A 20,382-nucleotide genomic window follows, 5' to 3' on the forward strand; every position below is an offset into this window, starting at 1 on the left:
AGTTGTCATGTCCCGTCCTGTTCTGGCTCAGCTGGATCTGCAGGCCCTGAAGGAAAACCTGCAAATTGTTCGCCGGGCAGCACCTGGTTCGCGCGTCTGGTCAGTCGTCAAGGCAAACGCCTACGGCCACGGTATTGACCGTATATGGAGCGCGCTCGGCGCGACCGACGGTTTTGCGTTACTCAATCTCGAAGAGGCCATCCTGCTGCGCGAGCGCGGCTGGAAAGGGCCTATTCTGCTGCTGGAGGGGTTCTTCCACGCGGACGATCTGCCGCTGCTGGATAAGTATCGCCTGACCACCAGCGTTCACAGCAACTGGCAGATTAAAGCCATTCAGGATGCGAAGCTCCACGCTCCGCTGGATATTTATCTCAAGGTGAACAGCGGCATGAACCGCCTGGGCTTCCAGCCTGAGCGGGTGCATACGGTCTGGCAGCAGCTGCGTGGCCTGAAAAACGTCGGCGAAATGACGCTGATGGCGCATTTTGCCGACGCGGAAAAACCGGACGGCATTGCTGATGCTATGGTCCGCATTGAGCAGGCGGCTGAAGGGCTCGATTGTCCGCGCTCTCTGTCGAACTCGGCGGCGACGCTTTGGCATCCTGAAGCCCACTATAACTGGGTGCGTCCGGGGATCGTTCTGTACGGTGCATCACCCTCAGGCCAGTGGCAGGATATTGCCAACAGCGGCCTGAGGCCGGTCATGACCCTGCGCAGCGAGATCATCGGCGTGCAGACGCTGAAGGCGGGCGACACGGTAGGCTACGGCAGCCGCTTCCGGGCGAAGGGCGAGCAGCGGATTGGCATCGTCGCGGGCGGTTATGCCGACGGCTATCCGCGTATCGCGCCGACCGGCACGCCAGTGTGGGTTGATGGGGTGCGCACGGGAACGGTAGGCACGGTATCAATGGATATGCTGGCCGTTGACCTGACGCCATGCCCGCAGGCGGGCATCGGTTCACCGGTCGAGCTGTGGGGCAACGAAATCAAAATTGATGACGTGGCGGCCGCGGCGGGAACGGTAGGGTATGAACTGATGTGCGCCCTGGCACCAAGAGTGCCGGTTGTGACGGTGTAACTTGTATCTTTGCCGGGTGACGCGAAGCCGCCACCCGGCAAAAAAACTACTCCGCGTCCTCTTCCATCGGCCTCAAACCGACCTTCCGCACCGCGTTATCTTCTTTTTCTGCCACCGTCCAGATCATCCCGGCAAACTCCACCTGGTCACCCACAACCGGCGCAGCGCCAAGCCGCTGCTGAATGATTTCGCCCAGCGTTTGCGGGTTATCACCGTCTTCTGCACCTTCATCCAGGCCATAAATGAGCGCCACATCCGCAAACTTGGCGCTGGCTTCCAGAATAAAATCGCCGAAGAAACGCTGGTCCAGCGCCACGGGAGGCGACTGGCTGAACAGCTTGCCCAGCGCGGGCAGGTCGCGCTCGCGGCCAATGACGCACAGAATATCCCCTTCGCGCAGGCGGGTGCTGCCAGTCGGGTGCAGCAGGACATTATCGCGGAACAGGGCGGCAATGCGCGTTTCAGTCGGCATGTGCAAATCGCGCAGCGAGGCCCCCACGCACCATTTGTCGGCGCTCAGCTGATAGACGAACTGCTCCCACGGGTTTTCCGGGTGAATATCCAGCCCCACGCGGGAGACCGGCCAGCCTACGGGCGGCACCACTACTTTGGCCTTTTTCGCCGCCCACCCGAGCGACGTGCCCTGGAACAGCAGGGAAATCAGCACCACGAAGAACGCCACGTTGAAGAACAGCCGCGCGTTGTCGAGACCGGCCATCATCGGGAACACCGCAAGGATAATCGGCACCGCGCCGCGCAGGCCGACCCAGCTGATAAAGACGCGCTCGCGCAGGTTAAAACCGCGAAACGGCAGCAGGCCTGCAAATACGGAGAGCGGACGGGCGAAGAAGATCATCCACGCCGACAGCAGCAGCGCCGGAACGGCGATCGGCAGCAGGTCCGACGGGGTCACCAGCAGGCCCAGCACCAGGAACATGCCGATTTGCGCCAGCCACGCCAGGCCGTCAAAGTTCTGCAAAATAGCATGACGGTTGCGAATAGGGCGGTTGCCCATCAGGAACCCGCAGAGGTAGACGGCGAGAATACCGCTGCCGTCCAGCGCGGTGGTAACGGCAAAAATGAGAATGCCGCCGCTCAGCGCCAGCAGAGGGTAAAGCCCCGAGGGCAGAGAAATGCGGTTGATCGTCTGCTGTAACAGGTATCCCCCCGCCAGGCCGATGACAATCCCCAGCCCGAACTGCTGCAGAATATGCAGGGCAAACATCCAGCTCAGGCCCGTCTCGTGCTGCTGGATCATCTCTATCAGCGTGATGGTCAGGAACACCGCCATCGGATCGTTACTGCCGGATTCAATCTCAAGCGTTGAGCCAACGCGTTCGTTAAGCCCTTTACCCCCAAGCAGGGAAAAGACCGCCGCTGCATCGGTAGAGCCAACGATTGCGCCAATCAGCAAGCCTTCCATGAGATTGAGATTGAAAAGCCAGGCGGCCATCATCCCGGTGAGGCCGGAGGTGATCAACACGCCGACGGTCGCCAGCGACAGCGCAGGCCCTAAGGCCACGCGGAAGGAGCTCGCCTGAGTGCGCATCCCGCCGTCGAGCAGGATCACCGCCAGCGCGAGGTTACTCACCATGTAGGCGAAGGGATAGTTATCAAAGGGGATACCGCCGATGCCGTCAACGCCGGCCAGCATGCCGATGGCAAGGAAAATAACAAGAATGGGTATGCCAAGACGCGATGAAAATGAACTTAATAAAATACTGCTGGTTACAAGTACAGAACCCAAAATGAAAAGGCTGATTATCGCTGCGGCATCCAATGTTCTCTTTCTCCCACCTCAATGTTAACGCTGTTACTAAAACCCTAACATATTAACAACGGCAACAGCGTTTTATTAAGGGGGTTTTTTATGCTTTTATGACCGGATGACCACCGATCGTTAACCGACTGCCCGAAACATCATGTGTAAGCGTCGCCTGCGCGCCCAGCGCAAGGGTAACGGTCTGCTGTTCATGGCCGAAATCCAGACCGGTGATAACCGGAATATCCAGCCGCGAGCGGATGAAATCGACCATCGTTTCCAGGGAGTAGCCCGCATCATAGTCATTCGGGGCAGAGCCGCTGAAGCTGCCCAGCACGATCGCGGACTGGCGATCGAGAATACCGGCATGATAAAGCTGCAATAACATGCGCTCGACGCGGAACGGATGTTCGTTAATATCCTCCAGCACCAGAATGCCGTCCTTGATTTGCGGCATCCACGGCGTGCCGATGAGCGAGACCAGCATCGCCAGGTTACCGCCCCAGAGCTGGCCCTCACATTCCCAGTGCGGTCCATTGCCTTGCCATTCCACGCTGTAGGTGGGATTGCGCAGCGCGCGCCAGAAATGCTCCATGGTGAACGCGTCCAGTTCCGGTGCGCCGAAGTTACCGGCCAGCATCGGGCCGCTAAACGTGATGACGTTATGCAGCGCCAGAAGACCAAGCTGGATGGCGGTGAAATCGCTGTGGCCGCATATCAACAGCGGATCCTGCTGCTGGCGTTGTGCCAGGCCCTGCCAGTCAATGCTCTCAAGCAGCCTGCTCGCACCATAGCCGCCGCGCACCGAAAGGACTATTCGGTTTTCGCCCTTCAGGTTCACCAGGCTATTGATATCATTTAGCCTCTGCGCTTCTGTTCCGGCAAAACGCTGCTGGCGGCGGGGGATAATTGTCTGATTTTCTACCTGATGGCCGGATTCCAGTAAGCGCTGAACGCCCCGCTGCGCCGCGTCCTGGTTAATACAGTAGCCCGATGGCGCGATGAGATGAAACTGAGACATGGCAATTCCTTGCTGAATGAGAAACTAATTGTCTATATCATGCCGCGTATACGCCGCCTGCTTCAAGGGCGGCGCACCGCGATGACCGGCTATAAGGATAGATGACGTGAAATTGAGATGGTTTGCTTTTTTGATTGTTTTGCTGGCTGGCTGTAGTTCAAAACATGATTATCAAAACCCGCCCTGGAATCCGGAAGTGCCGGTGAAACGGGCCATGCAGTGGATGCCGATCAGTGAAAAAGCCGGGAAGGCATGGGGCGTCAGCCCGCGGTTGATCACCGCCATTATTGCGGTGGAGTCCGGCGGCAATCCCACGCTTGTCAGCAAATCCAACGCGGTGGGGCTGATGCAGCTGAAAGCCTCAACGGCGGGGAGAGAGGTCTACCGCTATATGGGCTGGAGCGGCCAGCCGTCGACCAGCGAGCTGAAGAACCCGGAACGCAACATTTCTATGGGAACCGCTTACCTGAGCATTCTGGAACACGGCGTGCTGAAGGGCATTGAGGATCCGGAAGTGATGCAATACGCGCTGGTGGTCTCTTACGTGAACGGCGCCGGGGCGCTGCTCAGAACCTTCTCCTCTGACCGCAAAGAGGCGATTGAGGAGATCAACGACATGGACAAAGATGAGTTCGTCGAGCATGTAGCGAAAAACCATCCGGCACCGCAGGCGCCTCGCTATATCTGGAAAGTACAGAAAGCGATGGATGCCATGTAATGCCGCAAACGGGCGGCGCTCGCTGCCCGACTTTTCCTACAGAACCTTATTCGCACGTTCCCGTGCTTCCCGTTCCAGCGAATAGATAATGCGCTGCAGCTCGCGCTCCGCGCCGGGCCCGACGTTCAGAAAACGGAAGCTCAGACGCGGCGTGGTAATCGTTTCATTTTTGCTGTCCACCACCGTGCGCTCGCTAATGGCAATCAGCTGTGCATCGAAATAAAAGCGGCCCCAGCCCGCCATATCCAGTTCTATTTGCGTGAACCGCATGCCTTCTACCAGACCCTCCGGCTTCGGGGTATCCATCAGCGCGCCCATTCCGCCCAGCGACAGGTCAAAGAGACGGAAGCGGATCTCTTTTTTGTCCGGCATTTTAGCCTTACAAAAATAGGCAGGATGAAGCGGGGCGCTGATGCGGAAATATTCACGGCGCTGGACAAACCAGAGGTTGCCAGGAAGGAGGGTAACAAAAGCCGGAAGTCCCTGGTATTCGCTCAATTCCAGTCGCGGCAGGACAAATTCCACTTTGGCCCCATGGGTTTCGGCCATGACCACGATATTCTCTGCTTTCAGCGCCGCGCGGTTTTCATACTCCAGGCTGCCCAGGTCAATAACCAGCCTCTCCTGCGAGACGTCAAGGATCTTGCTGATAAACTGATTATTCGACCAGCTGATGCGCAGCGGCACTTCGCCTTTTTGCAGGTCGCGTAATACCCCTAATACAGCCAGCGGATTTTGCTTGAGGAACTGCTCACTGTAATGACTCACGCCGGATGGCTCCTTGATTGATGACAGACTGTCTTAGCGTTATCGGCAATCCACCCTCAAACTTAATACAAACCGGTGAGATTTTTTTACCGTTGTCCGCAGGATAAGTCGGTGAGACGAAACTGGTTTTCCGGTGATGACCTATACTTAAGTTAGCTGTGCAGAAGGTTTTCTGCACATGCGTTTAATCTGCAAGAGGGCATTGCTATGGGTATCATCGCCTGGATTATCTTTGGCCTTATTGCCGGCGCTATCGCAAAACTGATCATGCCGGGAAACGATGGCGGCGGCTTTATTTTGACCTGCGTACTCGGGGTCGTTGGTGCGGTTGTAGGCGGCTGGCTGGCGACGATGTTTGGTTTTGGTGGTGACATCAGTGGTTTCGACATGCACAGTTTCCTGGTCGCTGTCGTGGGAGCCATTGTCGTGCTGGGCATATTCAGATTACTGCGACGAGCATAAAATGACAGAACGGCTCTCTGCGGAGGGCCGTTTTTTTTGCCGCTATATTGATTTGCTAATCTAAATGATAATAATTGTCGTTCCGTATTACATGTAATAACAAGACGACATTATGAACTCCTCACGTTTTACGTTATGCACCCTGGCGGGTGCCGTCACGCTGGCATTGCAGGTCCAGGCTTTCGCCGAAGAATCAACCATTGTCGTCACGGGCTCAGAGCAGGGCAGCGCGCTGCCGGCCTGGACCAACAGCGCCACCAAATCGGCCGTTGCCGAAAGTAAAACGCCGCAGGTTATCAACACGCTCTCTGCGCCGGAGATCGAAAAGCGTCACGCGAACTCCGTGAATGAAATCCTGCGCTATGCCCCAGGCGTCTCAACCGAGGTGCGGGGGAATACCTCCTATATGAGCGAATACAAAATTCGTGGCTTTACCGTTGATCAGGAGTTTTACAACGGACTGCAGCTACCCTATAACGTCACCGGTAACACCAAGGCGCGCATCGATCCGCTGTTAATAGAGAGCGTCGATATCCTGAAAGGGCCTTCATCGGTGCTTTACGGCGGCGGTTCGCCGGGCGGGCTGGTAAATATTCAAAGCAAAAAGCCGCAGCGGGAAGCCCGAACCGAGGTCGGTTTTAACACCGGGAACCGTAATCTGAAAGAAGGCTACCTCGATTCGACCGGACAAATTGCCGACAGCGACTGGAATTACCGCCTGCTGGGTAAGGCGACGGAGAATGACGATCAGCCGCACACCAGCCGCTATGAAAATTATCTGGTCGCCCCGTCCGTTACATGGCAACCCGACGGTAAAACCCGCCTCACCCTGGATGCGCTGGCGCAAAACTCCCCGAGCCTGACGCCGTCTAACCCGCTGCCGCTCGCTTATCTGCGGTCCAAATATGCCGATCGCCGGGATTACGCCGGAGATGAGTGGAGCGGGTTTAAGCAGCGGCAGTGGATGCTGGGCTACAGCTTCGAACACGAGTTTGACAGCGGCTGGGGCTTTAATCAGAAAGCGCGCTATTTCGACGTCGATACCCACCAGAACAGCGTCTACGCGACGGGAACGGGAAGTGAGGTCTATCAGCTTAACCGCTTTGCCTATACCACCGATGAAGATCTTAAGAGCTTCAACATCGACAACCAGGTGACTAAAACCGTTGCGCTGGGCGAATGGAAACACCATCTGCTGGCCGGGTTTGACTATCAGAGGCTGAACTCCCATTTCCACTACCGCTACGCGTCGACTACGCCGGGCATGGATATGCGTAATCCGGACTATTCGCAAATCCACGAAAGCGCGCTGGGGCTCTACACCGCCCAGAAAAACCGTCTCAGCTACCAGCAGAACGGGTACTACCTGCAGGATCAGGTGGAATTTGGTGGCTTAAATCTGTTAGGCAGCCTGCGCTACGACGATTACCGCTCCGTCACCACCGATTACCTGCAAAACGGCGATAAGGCCTGGGTATCGCAGGATCGCGTTACCAAACGCCTGGGGGCGCTTTACGCCTTCGATAACGGTATTTCGCCTTTTATCAGCTATTCAGAAGGTTTTGCACCGGTCTCGCCGCAGGGGACGCTCACGGCGAAAGACGTCAAGCCAACCACCAGCAAGCAGGTTGAAGGCGGGGTAAAATATCTGCTGGCAGAGTACGCCACGACGTTTACCGCCTCGGTGTTTAACATCCGGCAGAAAAACGTCGTCACCTCCGACCCGGGCTTCCTGAACTACCGTCAGACTGGTGAAGTGGAATCCAAAGGCGCGGAGCTCTCCGCCATCAGCCGCCCGACGGACAACCTGACGCTGATTGCCAACTATGCCTACACCCACGTAATTAATACCGAAGATGATAAATACCAGGGCAAGCGTCCCACTCATGTGCCGGAAAATGCGTTCAACCTGTGGGGGGACTACACCTTCGAGAGCACGCCGCTGAAGGGGCTGATGCTGGGCGCCGGGGCGCGCTATACCGGGCCGATGGAGATTTCACCGTCTAACGATGCGGGTAAGCTGGGGGGCACCACGCAGTACGATCTGGCGGCGTCGTACCGGATGGGCGAAATTCTGCCTTCGCTGGCGGGGCTGACGCTTAAGGCGAGTATGCAGAACATCACCAATAAAGAGACGCTGACCTGCTACGATGCGACCAACTGCTGGATTGGGCGTGACAGGACGTATCAGCTAGGGGCGAGTTACAGCTTCTGAATAAATCCCTGTGAGTTCAAAATGAAGGCCGGGTAAGGCGTAGCCATCACCCGGCAATACTCCCTTACTGCGCCGCAGCTTTCACCGGCGCAGCCTCATCGTTCGCCGCAGGCTGATTTTCCGGCACGCTGTCGCACGGTTTCTCTTTCGGACAAACCAGATCCAGCATTTTCAGCGTCACGCCGTTGCTCCAGCCGAACCCATCCTGGAGCGGATATTCACCGCCGCCACCGCCGGTACCGGTAGAAGAGACATCATACTTCTCCACCAGCTTCTTCTCGCGGTCGTAAGTATGCTGAACGTTCTTCAGGAAGCGCCAGGTCACGTCCATTGCAACCTTATCCTGCCCATAGTTCTGCAACCCTTCCGTTGCCACCCACTGCAGCGGTGCCCAGCCGTTTGGCGCATCCCACTGCTGGCCGCTGTTGATGGTGGTGGTGGTAATACCGCCCGGCTTCAACAGGCGTGCGGAGGTGGCCGCGGCCACTTTATCGGCGCGATCCTGTGCCGCCGCCTTCACGTAGAGCGGGAAGAGGGCCGCCGCCGTGAGCTGGTTGCGCACCTTCTTACTCTTGAGATCGTAATCGGCGTACCAGCCCTCTTTATCGTTCCACAGGTGGCGCTCAATGGCTTTTTGACGCGCGGTTGCTAATGCCTCGTATTTACTCGCCGCCGCGCTGTCGCCCGCCTCCTGGCCTGCTCGCGCGAGCAGTTTTTCCATTTTAAACATCAGGGCGTTCAGATCGACGGGCACAATGCTGGTGGTGCGGATGGTGCCGAGCTTTTGCGGGTCGTCCATCCAGCGGGAGCTAAAGTCCCAGCCCGAGGCCGCTGCGGAGCGCAAATCGCGGTAGATTTCCGTCGCAGGCCGGTTAGGGTTGCTCTTCGCCGTGGTGATATCGTCAAGCCAGGACTCCGGGCGCGGGGTATCGCGATCGTCCCAGTAGCGGTTGAGTACGGAACCGTCATCGAGCTTCACCACGCGCTGGTTAGCCTGCCCAGGCTGAAGGCTTTCTACACCCTCCATCCAGTAGGTGTACTCTTTTTCCATTTGTGGACGGTATTTTTTCAGCGCGTCTTTGTCATGCGTCGCCAGCAGCTCAACCATCAGTGAGAAGAACGGCGGCTGGGAGCGGCTCAGGTAGTAGCTGCGGTTACCGTTGGGGATATGGCCGAAGGTATCAATCTCATACGCAAAGTTATCCACCATATCGCTGATTTTGTCCCAGTGCTCGCTCTCCGCCAGGCCCAGCATGGTGAAATAGCTATCCCAGTAGTAGACCTCGCGGAAGCGCCCGCCGGGCACAACGTAAGGTTTCGGTAACGGCAGCAGGGAATCCCATTTGTTACTGGCTTTATCCGTGGTGCGCGTCAGCACAGGCCAGAGGTCGTCAATGTGCTCACGTAAGCTTTGTCCCGCAGGCGGCACATATTTTTCACCTTCCGCAGGCAGCGTGAAGTTCATCTCCACAAAGTGGCGCAGGTCAAAGCTTGTCTGGGTGTGCTGCATCCGGTAATCCGCCAGAATCATCAGCGGGTCGCTTTTGGGAACGGCATCGGCAAAGGTTTTCTGATCGGGAAACAGTTTGGCACTCTGCACGTCGTTAAACAGAGGGCCAAGCAAAATATCGGGTGAATTTTTCTGGTAGGCTGGCTGTTCTTCAGCATAACCCATCGTTGCCACACCGAGCAGCGCGCCTCCCAGCGCGAGGTGCAAAAGAGCAGGGCGTAAAGTACGAGGTCTTATCATCGGTTCGTCTCCTGTATTCCTGAGCAGCGTGACCGCTGTTATCAATCACCTGAAAACCTTAGACGAATATTGCCCGCTTCGCGTGTTGAATATCCCATTTTGCGCAGAACCAGACAATTTACCGCTTCGCACGCCCTGTCCGGAAGGATTTGTTGTGCAACAAAAAAAATAATAGAACCCAAAAGGCTATGTAGTCGAAATGGCGATGCTCCCTATTTGCGTATTCACTTTTATAATCAGGATGGATTTTATGAAATTAAAAAAAACGGTAATACTGATAAGTGCATTTTATTCCGGCGCTTAGACAGCAGCAGGCGGCCGCCGCGCAGGCAGCACCCGCCGTTGTTGTGCAGTCCGAAGAGCCGGTGAGCAAAGCCGAACCGCCAAAGCTGACGCTTTCAGGGTTTGGTGATATTAAATTTTATGGTGACGTGGCGTTTAATATAGATGCCGCCAGTAAAACAGGCAGTCTGACCTCCATTAAGCAAAGCGCTAATAGCGACCGGGCACCGGGATATAAAGAACGCTGGGATATTAACGGGCGTAATTTATGAGGTTTTGATGGTTATCGAAAAAGGGATAACGGCAATTTTGCCGGATTTTCCGTTCAGCCTCTCGGCGGGAAAATGTATCTCGATGATGCGGTATTCTTCTTCGGTTCTGTGAACGACGGGGAAATTAAAGTCGGACGATCTCTACAGCGACGGCTACGGGTTTACTATGACCTGGGACGGGCTTAAAACCGATCCGGAGAGCGGCGTGGTCATGAACCTCAACATTGCTTACCTGGACGCGAAGGGCGAGTACGATATTCATACCATCCATACGATCTGATCCCGAACGTCATGAAGATGAAAAACTTCAACATCTATCTGGGCGCGTATGCGTCCTGGGTCAACGCTTCGCCGAAAGCGGGCGATAAGAAAAACGACGATCGCTACGGTGGCCGCGTGCGCTTTAAATACTCTTTATGATGCCAGCCTGCCGGTCAGACCTCTTCCGGGGCCTGGCCGGCTTCCCGCAGCGTGCCCGGCGCATGGCCAATGATGCGCTTAAAGGCCCGGCTAAACGCCGCCAGCGATCCGTAACCCAGCCGCAGGGCGACCGTTTCAATCGGCTGATTTTCGTGACGAATGTACTGAATCGCCAGCCGCATTCTCAGTTCGCTGAGATACTTTGCCGGGGTCGTTCCCGTCGCGGCCAGAAACCGTTCGGCAAACACGGAGCGTGAGGTACCCGCTTCTTTCGCCAGGTCCGCCACGCTCCAGTTCAGGCCAGGCTGCTGGTGCATGGCGTAAATGGCCCGGCTCAGGCGCGGGTCGCGTAAAACCTGCACCCAGCCGGTGGCTTTACCGCAGCCGCCCTCAACCCAGCCGCGCACAATTAACGCCGCCACCACATCAGCCAGCCGGGCAAGGATCCCGGCGAACCCGGCCTGACGGGTCATGGATTCTCGCTCCATCGCCGCCAGTAGCGGATGAATTTCCGGCCAGGTGGACATCAGCCGGCTGACCATCATCACTTCCGGCATTGCTTTGATCAGCGGCTGCATCCCGCCGAGCTCAAAATCCATACACCCGCTAAAGATGATGGTGTTCTCACTCTCCGGACAGGGCTCGCAGGTAATGGCGCACACCGAGCCGCAGATAGGTTCGCTCGGAAAAGCGTTCACCGGAGTAATGGCTGCCTGCGCGTCAGAGAGCAGGGCGTGGGCATTCCCGCCAGGAATAAACAGCGCGTCGCCGCCGCTCAGTTCGAAGGTCGCACCGCTCTCCATACGCAGCAGGGCGCTACCGTGGCTCACAAAATGGAACTGCGCCTTACCGGGCGCCTGGTGGAACGCCACGCCAAACGGCGCGCTGGCTTCAATCCGTCGGTATTTCACGCCCGACAGGCGCATGCCGCGTAAGAGTTCGCTGATCAAATCGGGGGACTGAACGGTCATGGCGCAACTCCGGACGAATAATCAATAAGTGGAGATTATATGTCATAGATCGTCCACGGTGAACCCTCTATGCTTTTGCGACAGTTGTCACATTTTTATAACGGGAGAACAACAGATGAATTCATGTGTCGTGGCGAGAGAGGCCGTGGCGCCTGCCAGACCCGCCTGGCGGGCCGTCTATTCACTGGGGCTGGGCGTGTTTGGGTTGATAACGGCTGAGTTCCTGCCAGCCAGTTTGTTGACGCCGATGGCCGCGAGTCTGGGCGTCAGCGAGGGCATGGCCGGGCAGGCCGTCACCGCCACCGCCCTGGTGGCGCTGGTCACCGGGCTTCTGATTACGCCGGCGACCAAAAGTATCGACCGTCGCTGGGTACTGATGTTTTTCTCCGTGCTGCAAATCATCTCCAGCCTGCTGGTGGCCTTTGCGCCTACGCTGCACGTCCTGCTGATGGGGCGCCTGCTGTTAGGGGTCGCCATCGGTGGCTTCTGGGCGATGTCGACGGCCACCACGATGCGCCTGGTTCCGACGGATAAAGTACCGAAGGCGCTGGCGGTGATTTTCTCCAGCGTATCGATTGCCACCGTGGTTGCTGCCCCGCTGGGGAGCTATCTGGGTAGCCTGATCGGCTGGCGCAACGTTTTTGTGCTCTGCATTCTGCCGAGCGTACTGGCGCTGCTGTGGCAGATCTGGGTGCTGCCGTCCATGAAGCCCGAGAGCAGCGGTAGCCTCAGCACGCTGTTCCGCGTGCTGCGTCGACCGGGCATGATCGGCGGCATGCTGGCCACTATTCTGATCTTCAGCGGCCATTTCGCCTTCTTTACCTACCTGCGCCCGTTCCTGGAAACGGTGGGGCAGGCGAACGTTGAGACCATTTCACTGATCCTGCTGGGCTTTGGGCTGGCGAACTTTGTCGGTACTTCCGTTGCCGGACATCTGCTGGCACGTAATCTGCGCCTGACGCTGGCGCTGGTGCCGTTCGCCATGGGCATACTGGCGCTGACGATGGTGGCGTTTGGCCATCTGGCGATGCTGGACGGTTTCCTGGTGGCGCTGTGGGGCTTTGCGTTTGGTCTGGTTCCGGTGGGCTGGTCAACCTGGCTTGCCACCACCGTTCCGGATGAAGCCGAAAGTGCAGGGGGGCTGCTGGTGGCCTCAATCCAACTGGCGATAAGCGCCGGTGCGGCCGGGGGCGGGGCGGTATTTGACCTTAACGGTGCCAGCGGCGTATTCGCCGGAAGCGGGTTCCTGCTGGTGACGGCGATGGTGATTGTGTTGATGGGCGTGAAAGTGAAAGCGGAATGATTTTTTGCCGGGTGAGCGTTCGCGCCACCCGGCTCCAGGCTTACAGCCCTTTCTTATCCATTAGCACCGCCAGATCCACCAGGCGGTTAGAGAAGCCCCACTCGTTGTCATACCACGCCAGGATCTTCACCATGTTCCCGCCAATTACCAGCGTGGAAAGCCCGTCGATAATGGAGGAGCGCGGGTCGCCCTGGTAGTCGCTGGAGACCAGCGGTTCATCGCTATAGCCCAGGATCCCTTTCAGAGGCCCGCTGGCGGCCGCGTTGCGGAACGCCTCATTCACCTCTTCGGCGGTTACGCTACGGCTGAGCGTTACCGTTAAATCCACAATCGACACCACCGGCACCGGCACGCGCAGGGAGTACCCGGTCAGCTTGCCGTCCAGGGAGGGGATCACTTTGCCCAGCGCTTTCGCCGCGCCGCTGGAGTAAGGCACAATCGACAGCGCCGCCGCGCGCGCGCCGCGCAGATCTTTTTCCGGCTGGTCGTGCAGCGCCTGGCTGTTGGTGTAGGCGTGCGTCGTGTTCATCAGACCATGCTCGATCCCGAACTGCTGATGCAGCACCTGAGCCGCCGGCGCCAGACCGTTAGTGGTACAGCTCCCGTTACTGACGACCACGTGCTGAGCCGGGTCGTAGCGATCGTGGTTCACTCCCATCACAACCGTCAGATCGTCATTCTTGCCAGGCGCGGAGATGATGACGCGCTTTGCGCCACCCTGCGTGACGTGCACCGCCGCTTTTTCCCGATCGGTAAAGAAGCCGGTGGCCTCAATTACCACGTCAACACCAACATCGCGCCACGGAATATTTGCCGGGTCGCGTTCGCTAAACACCACAATCCGCTGACCGTCCACCTGCAGCGCGCCGTCAGCCGCTTCAACGGGCGCGGGCAGTTTGCCCAGAAGGGAATCATGTTTCAGCAGGTGGGCGAGGGTTTTACTGTCCGTCAGATCGTTAATGGCCACAATCTGAAGATCCGGGTTACCCAGCGCCGCGCGCAGGAAATTACGTCCGATACGGCCGAAACCGTTAATACCGACCTTAACCATGGTGCACTCCTTATCTCTGTTGTCTGGAGTCACTGTAGGCGCGGGGCCGGTTGGCGTAAACGACAAAAAAGGATCAGATTACGCCATCTTGCGGCAGTGGAAGCGCTGGCGGTACTCGCCTGGCGTGAGGTGGAGCTGTTTCTCAAACACGCGGCGCAGGTTAATGCTGGTGCCAAACCCGCTTTGCTCGGCAACCCGCTCAAGGGGATCATGGGTCTGCTCAAGCAGCTGTCGGGCGGCGGCCAGGCGCGCTTCCGTCACGTAACGGGCAGGCGAGACGCCCGCGTCGCGGGTAAAAACCCGGGTGAAATTGCGCGGGCTCATCGCCACCTTTTCGGCCAAATTTTCAACGCACAGGTCGGCGGTGAGGTTCTGCAGGATCCAGGTTTGCAGTTCGCTTATGGGCCCCGATGCGCCAGGCTGCTGCAGGCTATAGCGGCTGAACTGCAGTTGTCCGCCGGGGCGACGCAGATACATCACCATGTCCTGCGCCACGTCGCGGGCGAGGGTAAATCCGTAGTCGTCTTCCACCAGCGCCAGGGTCAGATCGAACCCGGAACTCACGCCGCCGGAGGTCCAGATGGGGCCATCCTGAATATACAGCGGGCCGCCTTCGACATGGATAGCCGGATACTGGGCTTGCATCGTCTCCAGCAGCCGCCAGTGGGTGGTTGCGCGGCGGCCGTCCAGCAAGCCGGTCTGGGCAAGCAGCATCGCGCCCCCGCAAATGGAGGCGACCCGCCGGGCGTGCGGGGCAGCGAGGTGCAGCCAGTCCACCACCGCCGTGCTCTCCTGCTCGTTGATCCCGCGTCCGGTGATGATAATGGTGTCCAGCGGTTCGCGCGGATCCAGCTCCGGCAGACGATAGTCCGCCAGCAGGTTCAGGCCAGACTGGCCGTGGATCACCTGGTGGGGCTGCGTGGTGGCAATGATGATACGGTAGCGGGGCTGGGCAAGCCCTTCCGGATGCAGCCGGTTGGCCTGCATCAGAATGTCGGCGATACCGGCGGCCTCAAACAGCATGCCGCCGTCAGGTACGATAATTAGTATTTTCTTCATGTCCTGAAAAGTACCTTTACCACAGAATAAGTCAAGCCGGGCGTGACCCTGCGTTTCCGGCAAAGCAAAGCGATTTAAGTTCTTTGTCATTTCAGGCGTTATCCCCGATCGTCAGAGCATTGTCTCTGGCGAAACGGCGTCTGAAGGAATGAGTAAACGAAGCTCCCTCTATTTACATCCGCAGCAGCGCAATCACATCCACCGACTTGCATCTGGGGTTCTGTGGCGAAGTGAACTCCCTACGTGGCTGCTGATCGTCATTATCTATACCGGCTGGTTTTCCACCCTAACATTCTGGCAAACGCTCGGCCTGCTTCCCGCCACGCTGCTGCTTATCTGGTTTACCGCCTGGTACATGTCCCTGCAGCACGAGCTGATCCACGGACATCCCACCCGTTTTGCCCGGCTTAACCAGCTGTTCGGCACGCTCCCGCTGGCGGTCTGGTATCCGTATGGCCTGTACCGGGATTCCCATCTGGCCCATCACCGTCACGATAGCCTGACCTTTCCGGCGGATGACCCGGAGTCGTATTATTTTACCGAGGCGAGCTGGGCGCGCTTTTCCCCGTGGCAGAAGCGCCTGATCCGGGCCCGGAATACCTTTGCCGGGCGGCTTCTGCTGGCGCCGCTGCTGGATATCGTCCAGACGCTGGGCGGTGCCGGGGCGGCGTTTCGTGATTTTCACCTGCGGGCGATGGCGATGTGGCTGGTTCACGCTCTGCTGCTGGCGGCACTTTTCGCGTGGATGGTGCATCACGGCTTTTCACCCGTCTGGTTTGTGCTGGCGGTGAGCTATCCGGCGCTGGCGCTGACCAAGGTCCGCTCGTTCTACGAACATCGGGCGGCGGACGATCCGCTCGCGCGCTCGGTCATTAACGAGGCCGGGCTAGTCTGGCGGGTGCTGTTTTTGAATCTCAACTACCATTCTATTCACCACGATTTACCGGGCGTTCCCTGGTACGGGTTGCCGACGATCTACCGGCAAAACCGGGAGGCGTACCGGCAGCGTAACCACGGCTTTGTGGTACGGGGCTACGGTGAATGGCTGCGCCAGTTCTGGACCCGGCCAGTGGAGGTCACCGTCCATCCCGGAAAACAACAGGAGGAGAGATATGAGTAACCTGCTGGCGTTTCCCATGTACGCCGTGGATCGCGGCGATACCCGCGCGCTCTGGCTGGCGGTGCAGCATCTGCTGGCCGCGCGTGGCGTGCCCGTCGGTGGTGCTCCCGGCTGGCCGGAGTCTGACCTGCTGGCCCACTGGCAACAGCCTGAGCTTATCCTCAGCCAGACATGCGGCTACCCGCTGGTGACGCAGCTACCGGAGGTACAGGTGGTGGGCTGTTTTCACTACACCGCCGCGGGCTGCGAAGGGAGCCAGTACCGCAGTTTTCTGGTAGCGCGCGCGGAGGAAAGGCATCTCACGCTGGCGGATTTTCGCGGACGTCGGGCGGTTTGTAATTCGGAAGACTCGCAGTCCGGCTATAACGCGCTGCGAAAAAAGGTGGCTCCCCTGATTGTTGACGGGCCATTTTTCTCACAAACGTCCTTCAGCGGCAGCCACCGTCAGTCGCTGATTGACGTGCAGCGCGGGAAGAGCGATATCGCCGCCATCGACTGCGTGACCTGGGCGCTGCAGGAGCGTCATGAGCCGGAACGGCTTGCGGGGCTGGCGGCGTTCGATCGAACGCCGCTGACGCCAGGGCTGCCATTAATCACGTCGCGACGCGCGTCCCCCGAAACGCTCAGCGCCATTCGCGATGCGCTGCGCGAGCTGGTGAGTGCGCCGGACTACCGGGAGGTCTGCGCCGCAGTGCTGATCGGCGGTTTCAGCGTGGTGACGCGCCAGGCTTACGCTTCCTTGTCCGCGTGATAAATCGCCTGCGCGTCGGTAAAGCAGCGCAGCGCCAGCGAAGAGACGGGTTTCTGCCTGCGCATAATCAGGCCGATGGGAGCCTCAATGTTCGCGTCGGCGATGGGGACAATCCTGAAAGTGCTGTTCAGGGCTTCCAGCCCGTTATTCAGAGGCATCACGGCGCAGCATACACCGCTCTGAACCGCCTGAATGATCTGGAACGTAGAGTCGCTCTCAAAAACGGCCGTCGGTTCGATGCCAGCAGCTTTAAAGCTGGCCTCCATATGCGCCCGGTAGTGCATCCCTTTGGTCAGGAACCCCAGCGGAAAATCCGTCAGGTCGTGCCAGGTCAGCGTCTCCGGGGTAAGCTGGAAATGACGGGTATCGTGGAGCAGGCCCATCTTCGTTTTGGGAAGCTGAATAATGTCAAACAGGCTGGTGTCGATGCTGTTCAGGTAGCAAATCCCCAGCTCAAGCTGATTGCGGCTGACGCCGTCGGCAATCTGCGCCGAAGACATAGAATAGAGGCTGTAGGTCAGCTCCGGGTACTTTTGCGTAAGCAGGCGGATAAAGATCATCGGATCCACGCTCGCCAGCGGCACCATCCCCAGACGTAATTCTCCCACCACCTGGCCTTTACACAGCGCGGCTTCCGCCTGCAATCCGTCGTGCGCGGCAAGAAGCGCGCGCGCCCATGCGAGGATGCGCTCTCCCTCCGGCGTAAACCCTTCAAAACGCTGCCCGCGCACGATCAGCACCAGCCCCAGCTCCTCTTCCAGGCTGCGGATGCGCATGGAGAGGGTCGGCTGGGTGATATTGCACCGCAATGCCGCTTTACCAAAGTGGCGGGTCTCGTCGAGCGCGAGTAAATATTTTAACTGTTTTATGTCCATCACTCTTCTCTGCGCGTAAAGCCTTACAGCATGCGGATCTCTTTCGAGCGCAGGGTAATGCGAACCGGAACCGATTTATACGACGGCGTACCGCTGTCCTTATCGAGATAATCGAGCGGCACCAGCACGTTGGCCTCCGGGTAATACGCGCCGACGGAGCCCGGGGCGATGTTGTACGCCACCACCGTAATATCTTCCAGCCGCTGCGCGCTGCCGGGGAGGGCGGTTTCGATATCCACGCGATCGCCGTGTTCCAGCCCTGACTGCGCCATATCTTCTTCGTTCATAAACAGCACGTCGCGGCGGCCAAATACGCCACGGTAGCGATCGTCCAGGGCGTAAATGGTGGTGTTGTACTGGTCGTGGCTGCGCAGCGTGATCAGGCGCAGCACATGCTCGCCTTCACCGCTGGCGTTTTCCTGTACGCCATCGAATACCGAAAACATCGCTTTGCCCGTTGCGGTCGGCCAGATACGCTGTGTCGGAGGCAGCGGCATGCGGAAGCCGCCGGGAACACGGATCCGCGCATTGTAGTTCTCAAAGCCCGGAATGGTCTGCTCGATCAAATCGCGGATGCGGTCGTAATCCTCGACCAGCGTCAGCCAGTCCACGCGTGTTTCCGGCAGGGTAGCTTTTGCGAGGCCAGCGACGATGGCAGGCTCCGAACGGAGCAACGGCGAGGCGGGTTTCAGCTTGCCGGAGGAAGCATGCACCATCGACATGGAGTCTTCGACGGTGATGGACTGGCGGCCGGTGGCCTGCATATCCAGCTCCGTGCGGCCGAGGCACGGGAAAATAAAGGTCTCTTTGCCCACCAGCAGATGGGTACGGTTCAGCTTGGTCCCGACGTGCACGCTCAGATCCAGGTTACCCATCGCCGGGAAACCGTTCTCGTGGTCGGGCATCGCGACGGCAAAGTTACCGCCGAGGCAAATGAGCGCTTTTGCGCGACCGTCGATCATGGCCTGCGTCGCATGTACTGCATCGTGTCCGTGACGGGAAGGGGGCTCAAAGCCAAACACCTCTTTCAGGCGGTTCAGGAAGGCCGGGGCAGGCTTCTCGCTAATCCCGACGGTCCGGTTCCCCTGAACGTTAGAGTGGCCGCGCAGGGGGCAGATCCCCGCGCCGGGCTTGCCGATATTCCCGCGCAGAAGCAGCAGGTCAGCAATCAGGCGGACGTTCGCCGTGCCTTTATTGTGCTGGGTAATCCCCATTCCGTAAGTAATGATGGTGGCGTTTGATTTGGCATAGGCCTCGGCCACCTTTTTGAGCGCCGCCTGGCTGAGCCCCGACTCGCGCTCAATGTCGTCCCAGCGGGTCTGCGCGATATCGGCGGCAAAATCTTCAATACCCCGGGTGTGTTCTGCAATAAACGCGCGGTCGAGCACGTCACCGCGTTCGGCCTCCATCTCCAGAAGGTGTTTAGCAATGCCTTTCAGCGCGGCGGCATCGCCCCCGGCCTTCACCTGGAAGTAGGTCGAGGCGATGTCCGTAGAGCCATAGGTTGCCATTTCAATCACGCTTTGCGGGTCGGCAAAACGTTCGAGGGCGCGCTCGCGCAGCGGGTTGAAAACGATAATCGGCACATTGCGACGCGCCAGCTCGTGCAGGGTACCCATCATTCGCGGATGGTTGGTACCGGGGTTGTGACCGATGGAGATCACCAGCTCAGTCTTGTCGAAATCGTCCAGCGAGACGGTGCCTTTCCCAATTCCGATGGAGCGCGGCAAGCCGACGCTGGTGGCCTCGTGACACATATTCGAGCAGTCCGGGAAATTATTGGTGCCGTACTCGCGGGCGAACAGCTGGAACAGATACGCCGCTTCGTTAGAGGCGCGCCCGGAAGTATAGAACTCGACCTGGTCCGGTTCGAGCCCGCGCAATATTTCCCCGATGCGTTGAAACGCCTCGTCCCAGTCGACGGGCCGGAAGGTATCGCTGGCCCGGTCATAGCGCAGGGGATGCGTCAGACGACCGTAACCTTCCAGCTCAAAGTCCGATTTAGCCAGCAGCGAGGAGACGCTGTTTTCCGCCAGAAAATCGGGCGTCACGCGCTTACTGGTCGCTTCCCAGGTCACCGCTTTCGCGCCGTTCTCGCAGAACTGGAATGTCGACTTGTGCTCTTTATCGGGCCACGCGCAGCCGGGGCAGTCAAAACCGTCCGGCTGGTTGGTACGCAGCAGCGTCGCGGGAGCGTCCAGGGTATCCATTTGGGTACGTACCGCAATGGCCGTCGCCTTCAACGCGCCCCAGCCGCCGGCAGGACCATCGTAGTGTCTGATACCGGGAACTGAGCGTCTTTTCGTGTTCATACTGACTCCTGACGTGTTTGGTCGCGCAACGGCTGGGTAATAAGCAAAAGCAATGACTGGTGGAGATGGAAATCCACGCGGTTGAGTTACGGCTCTTGCCTGTAATTATCTTTATAACAATGAGTTAAAAATGTTGGCATGCAACTATTTAAAGACTGTCTCTTATACACATCTGCCGCTGCCGACGACGGA

At 58.4% G+C, this 20,382-nt stretch carries 16 protein-coding genes and 1 pseudogene; 8 read left to right on the forward strand and 9 right to left on the reverse strand.

Features of this window, described 5'->3' with window-relative positions; all coding sequences use genetic code 11:
* Nucleotides 1–7 precede the first annotated feature (7 nt).
* Nucleotides 8–1,078 (forward strand): catabolic alanine racemase DadX, encoded by a 1,071-nt coding sequence (gene dadX / locus HBA26_RS09275; RefSeq protein ID WP_028013513.1) that lies wholly within the window; start codon nt 8–10, stop codon nt 1,076–1,078.
* Nucleotides 1,079–1,124: 46 nt separating this feature from the next.
* Here the strand turns inward: dadX and HBA26_RS09280 are convergent, their stop codons facing one another.
* Nucleotides 1,125–2,858, reverse strand: coding sequence for a potassium/proton antiporter (locus tag HBA26_RS09280; protein WP_041909504.1), 1,734 nt, complete (start codon nt 2,856–2,858; stop codon nt 1,125–1,127).
* 88 nt (nt 2,859–2,946) lie between these two features.
* Nucleotides 2,947–3,861, reverse strand: coding sequence for a muramoyltetrapeptide carboxypeptidase (gene ldcA / locus HBA26_RS09285; RefSeq protein WP_126345747.1), 915 nt, complete (start codon nt 3,859–3,861; stop codon nt 2,947–2,949).
* Between the two features lie 106 nt (nt 3,862–3,967).
* Here ldcA and emtA point away from each other — a divergent pair, with 106 nt between their 5' ends.
* On the forward strand, nt 3,968–4,579 hold the full coding sequence (gene emtA, locus HBA26_RS09290; RefSeq protein WP_028013510.1) for a membrane-bound lytic murein transglycosylase EmtA: 612 nt from the start codon (nt 3,968–3,970) through the stop codon (nt 4,577–4,579).
* A gap of 36 nt (nt 4,580–4,615) precedes the next feature.
* Here emtA and HBA26_RS09295 read toward each other — a convergent pair whose 3' ends face one another.
* The gene (locus HBA26_RS09295; protein WP_028013509.1) at nt 4,616–5,347 is read right to left on the reverse strand and encodes a flagellar brake protein; all 732 of its coding nucleotides are present in this window, start codon (nt 5,345–5,347) and stop codon (nt 4,616–4,618) included.
* Nucleotides 5,348–5,554: 207 nt separating this feature from the next.
* Between HBA26_RS09295 and HBA26_RS09300 the strand changes: the two genes are divergently transcribed.
* Both HBA26_RS09300 and HBA26_RS09305 read left to right on the forward strand, forming a co-directional pair.
* Entirely contained in the window at nt 5,555–5,809 is a 255-nt protein-coding gene (locus HBA26_RS09300) for a GlsB/YeaQ/YmgE family stress response membrane protein (RefSeq protein WP_028013508.1), read from the forward strand.
* A gap of 112 nt (nt 5,810–5,921) precedes the next feature.
* Entirely contained in the window at nt 5,922–8,024 is a 2,103-nt protein-coding gene (locus HBA26_RS09305) for a TonB-dependent siderophore receptor (RefSeq protein WP_126345746.1), read from the forward strand.
* 64 nt (nt 8,025–8,088) lie between these two features.
* Here the strand turns inward: HBA26_RS09305 and HBA26_RS09310 are convergent, their stop codons facing one another.
* Entirely contained in the window at nt 8,089–9,774 is a 1,686-nt protein-coding gene (locus tag HBA26_RS09310; protein WP_150144136.1) for an alpha,alpha-trehalase, read from the reverse strand.
* A 250-nt stretch (nt 9,775–10,024) separates the two neighbouring features.
* On the opposite strand from HBA26_RS09310, the pseudogene HBA26_RS09315 reads away from it, so the two are divergent.
* A pseudogene (locus tag HBA26_RS09315) lies at nt 10,025–10,748 on the forward strand (carbohydrate porin).
* Between the two features lie 14 nt (nt 10,749–10,762).
* Here HBA26_RS09315 and HBA26_RS09320 read toward each other — a convergent pair.
* Nucleotides 10,763–11,719, reverse strand: a complete 957-nt coding sequence (locus HBA26_RS09320; RefSeq protein ID WP_028013503.1) for an AraC family transcriptional regulator — start codon at nt 11,717–11,719, stop codon at nt 10,763–10,765.
* A 115-nt stretch (nt 11,720–11,834) separates the two neighbouring features.
* Here HBA26_RS09320 and HBA26_RS09325 point away from each other — a divergent pair, with 115 nt between their 5' ends.
* A complete protein-coding gene (locus HBA26_RS09325) occupies nt 11,835–13,022 on the forward strand; it encodes an MFS transporter (RefSeq protein WP_045260284.1) in 1,188 nt (395 codons plus the stop codon).
* Between the two features lie 40 nt (nt 13,023–13,062).
* Here the strand turns inward: HBA26_RS09325 and gap are convergent, their stop codons facing one another.
* Nucleotides 13,063–14,073: a type I glyceraldehyde-3-phosphate dehydrogenase gene (gap, locus tag HBA26_RS09330; protein WP_049138809.1), complete on the reverse strand. Its 1,011-nt coding sequence runs from the start codon at nt 14,071–14,073 to the stop codon at nt 13,063–13,065.
* 78 nt (nt 14,074–14,151) lie between these two features.
* Nucleotides 14,152–15,132: a helix-turn-helix domain-containing protein gene (locus HBA26_RS09335; RefSeq protein ID WP_049138808.1), complete on the reverse strand. Its 981-nt coding sequence runs from the start codon at nt 15,130–15,132 to the stop codon at nt 14,152–14,154.
* A gap of 148 nt (nt 15,133–15,280) precedes the next feature.
* Here HBA26_RS09335 and HBA26_RS09340 point away from each other — a divergent pair, with 148 nt between their 5' ends.
* Nucleotides 15,281–16,252: a fatty acid desaturase gene (locus HBA26_RS09340; RefSeq protein WP_126345744.1), complete on the forward strand. Its 972-nt coding sequence runs from the start codon at nt 15,281–15,283 to the stop codon at nt 16,250–16,252.
* On the forward strand, nt 16,245–17,003 hold the full coding sequence (locus tag HBA26_RS09345) for a PhnD/SsuA/transferrin family substrate-binding protein (RefSeq protein ID WP_126345743.1): 759 nt from the start codon (nt 16,245–16,247) through the stop codon (nt 17,001–17,003). The genes HBA26_RS09340 and HBA26_RS09345 overlap by 8 nt, the downstream gene beginning before the upstream one ends.
* On the opposite strand, the gene HBA26_RS09350 is transcribed toward HBA26_RS09345, so the two are convergent.
* Both HBA26_RS09350 and HBA26_RS09355 read right to left on the reverse strand, forming a co-directional pair.
* On the reverse strand, nt 16,982–17,878 hold the full coding sequence (locus tag HBA26_RS09350; RefSeq protein WP_048956565.1) for a LysR family transcriptional regulator: 897 nt from the start codon (nt 17,876–17,878) through the stop codon (nt 16,982–16,984). The two genes, HBA26_RS09345 and HBA26_RS09350, sit on opposite strands and share 22 nt — an antisense overlap.
* A 23-nt stretch (nt 17,879–17,901) precedes the next feature.
* The gene (locus tag HBA26_RS09355; RefSeq protein ID WP_126345742.1) at nt 17,902–20,190 is read right to left on the reverse strand and encodes an FdhF/YdeP family oxidoreductase; all 2,289 of its coding nucleotides are present in this window, start codon (nt 20,188–20,190) and stop codon (nt 17,902–17,904) included.
* Nucleotides 20,191–20,382: the final 192 nt, after the last annotated feature.

Origin of the sequence: Enterobacter sp. 725m/11, assembly GCF_011683705.1 — a bacterium.
Classification (GTDB): Bacteria; Pseudomonadota; Gammaproteobacteria; order Enterobacterales; family Enterobacteriaceae; genus Enterobacter; species Enterobacter bugandensis.

Coding starts and splice junctions, on each gene's coding strand:
- HBA26_RS09355 (WP_126345742.1), bottom strand. CDS start 20,190: ATGAACACGAAAAGACGCTCAGTTCCCGGTATCAGACACTACGATGGT.
- HBA26_RS09345 (WP_126345743.1), top strand. CDS start 16,245: ATGAGTAACCTGCTGGCGTTTCCCATGTACGCCGTGGATCGCGGCGAT.
- ldcA (WP_126345747.1), bottom strand. CDS start 3,861: ATGTCTCAGTTTCATCTCATCGCGCCATCGGGCTACTGTATTAACCAG.
- HBA26_RS09300 (WP_028013508.1), top strand. CDS start 5,555: ATGGGTATCATCGCCTGGATTATCTTTGGCCTTATTGCCGGCGCTATC.
- dadX (WP_028013513.1), top strand. CDS start 8: ATGTCCCGTCCTGTTCTGGCTCAGCTGGATCTGCAGGCCCTGAAGGAA.
- HBA26_RS09335 (WP_049138808.1), bottom strand. CDS start 15,132: ATGAAGAAAATACTAATTATCGTACCTGACGGCGGCATGCTGTTTGAG.
- HBA26_RS09320 (WP_028013503.1), bottom strand. CDS start 11,719: ATGACCGTTCAGTCCCCCGATTTGATCAGCGAACTCTTACGCGGCATG.
- HBA26_RS09310 (WP_150144136.1), bottom strand. CDS start 9,774: ATGATAAGACCTCGTACTTTACGCCCTGCTCTTTTGCACCTCGCGCTG.
- HBA26_RS09350 (WP_048956565.1), bottom strand. CDS start 17,878: ATGGACATAAAACAGTTAAAATATTTACTCGCGCTCGACGAGACCCGC.
- gap (WP_049138809.1), bottom strand. CDS start 14,073: ATGGTTAAGGTCGGTATTAACGGTTTCGGCCGTATCGGACGTAATTTC.
- HBA26_RS09325 (WP_045260284.1), top strand. CDS start 11,835: ATGAATTCATGTGTCGTGGCGAGAGAGGCCGTGGCGCCTGCCAGACCC.
- HBA26_RS09340 (WP_126345744.1), top strand. CDS start 15,281: ATGAGTAAACGAAGCTCCCTCTATTTACATCCGCAGCAGCGCAATCAC.
- HBA26_RS09305 (WP_126345746.1), top strand. CDS start 5,922: ATGAACTCCTCACGTTTTACGTTATGCACCCTGGCGGGTGCCGTCACG.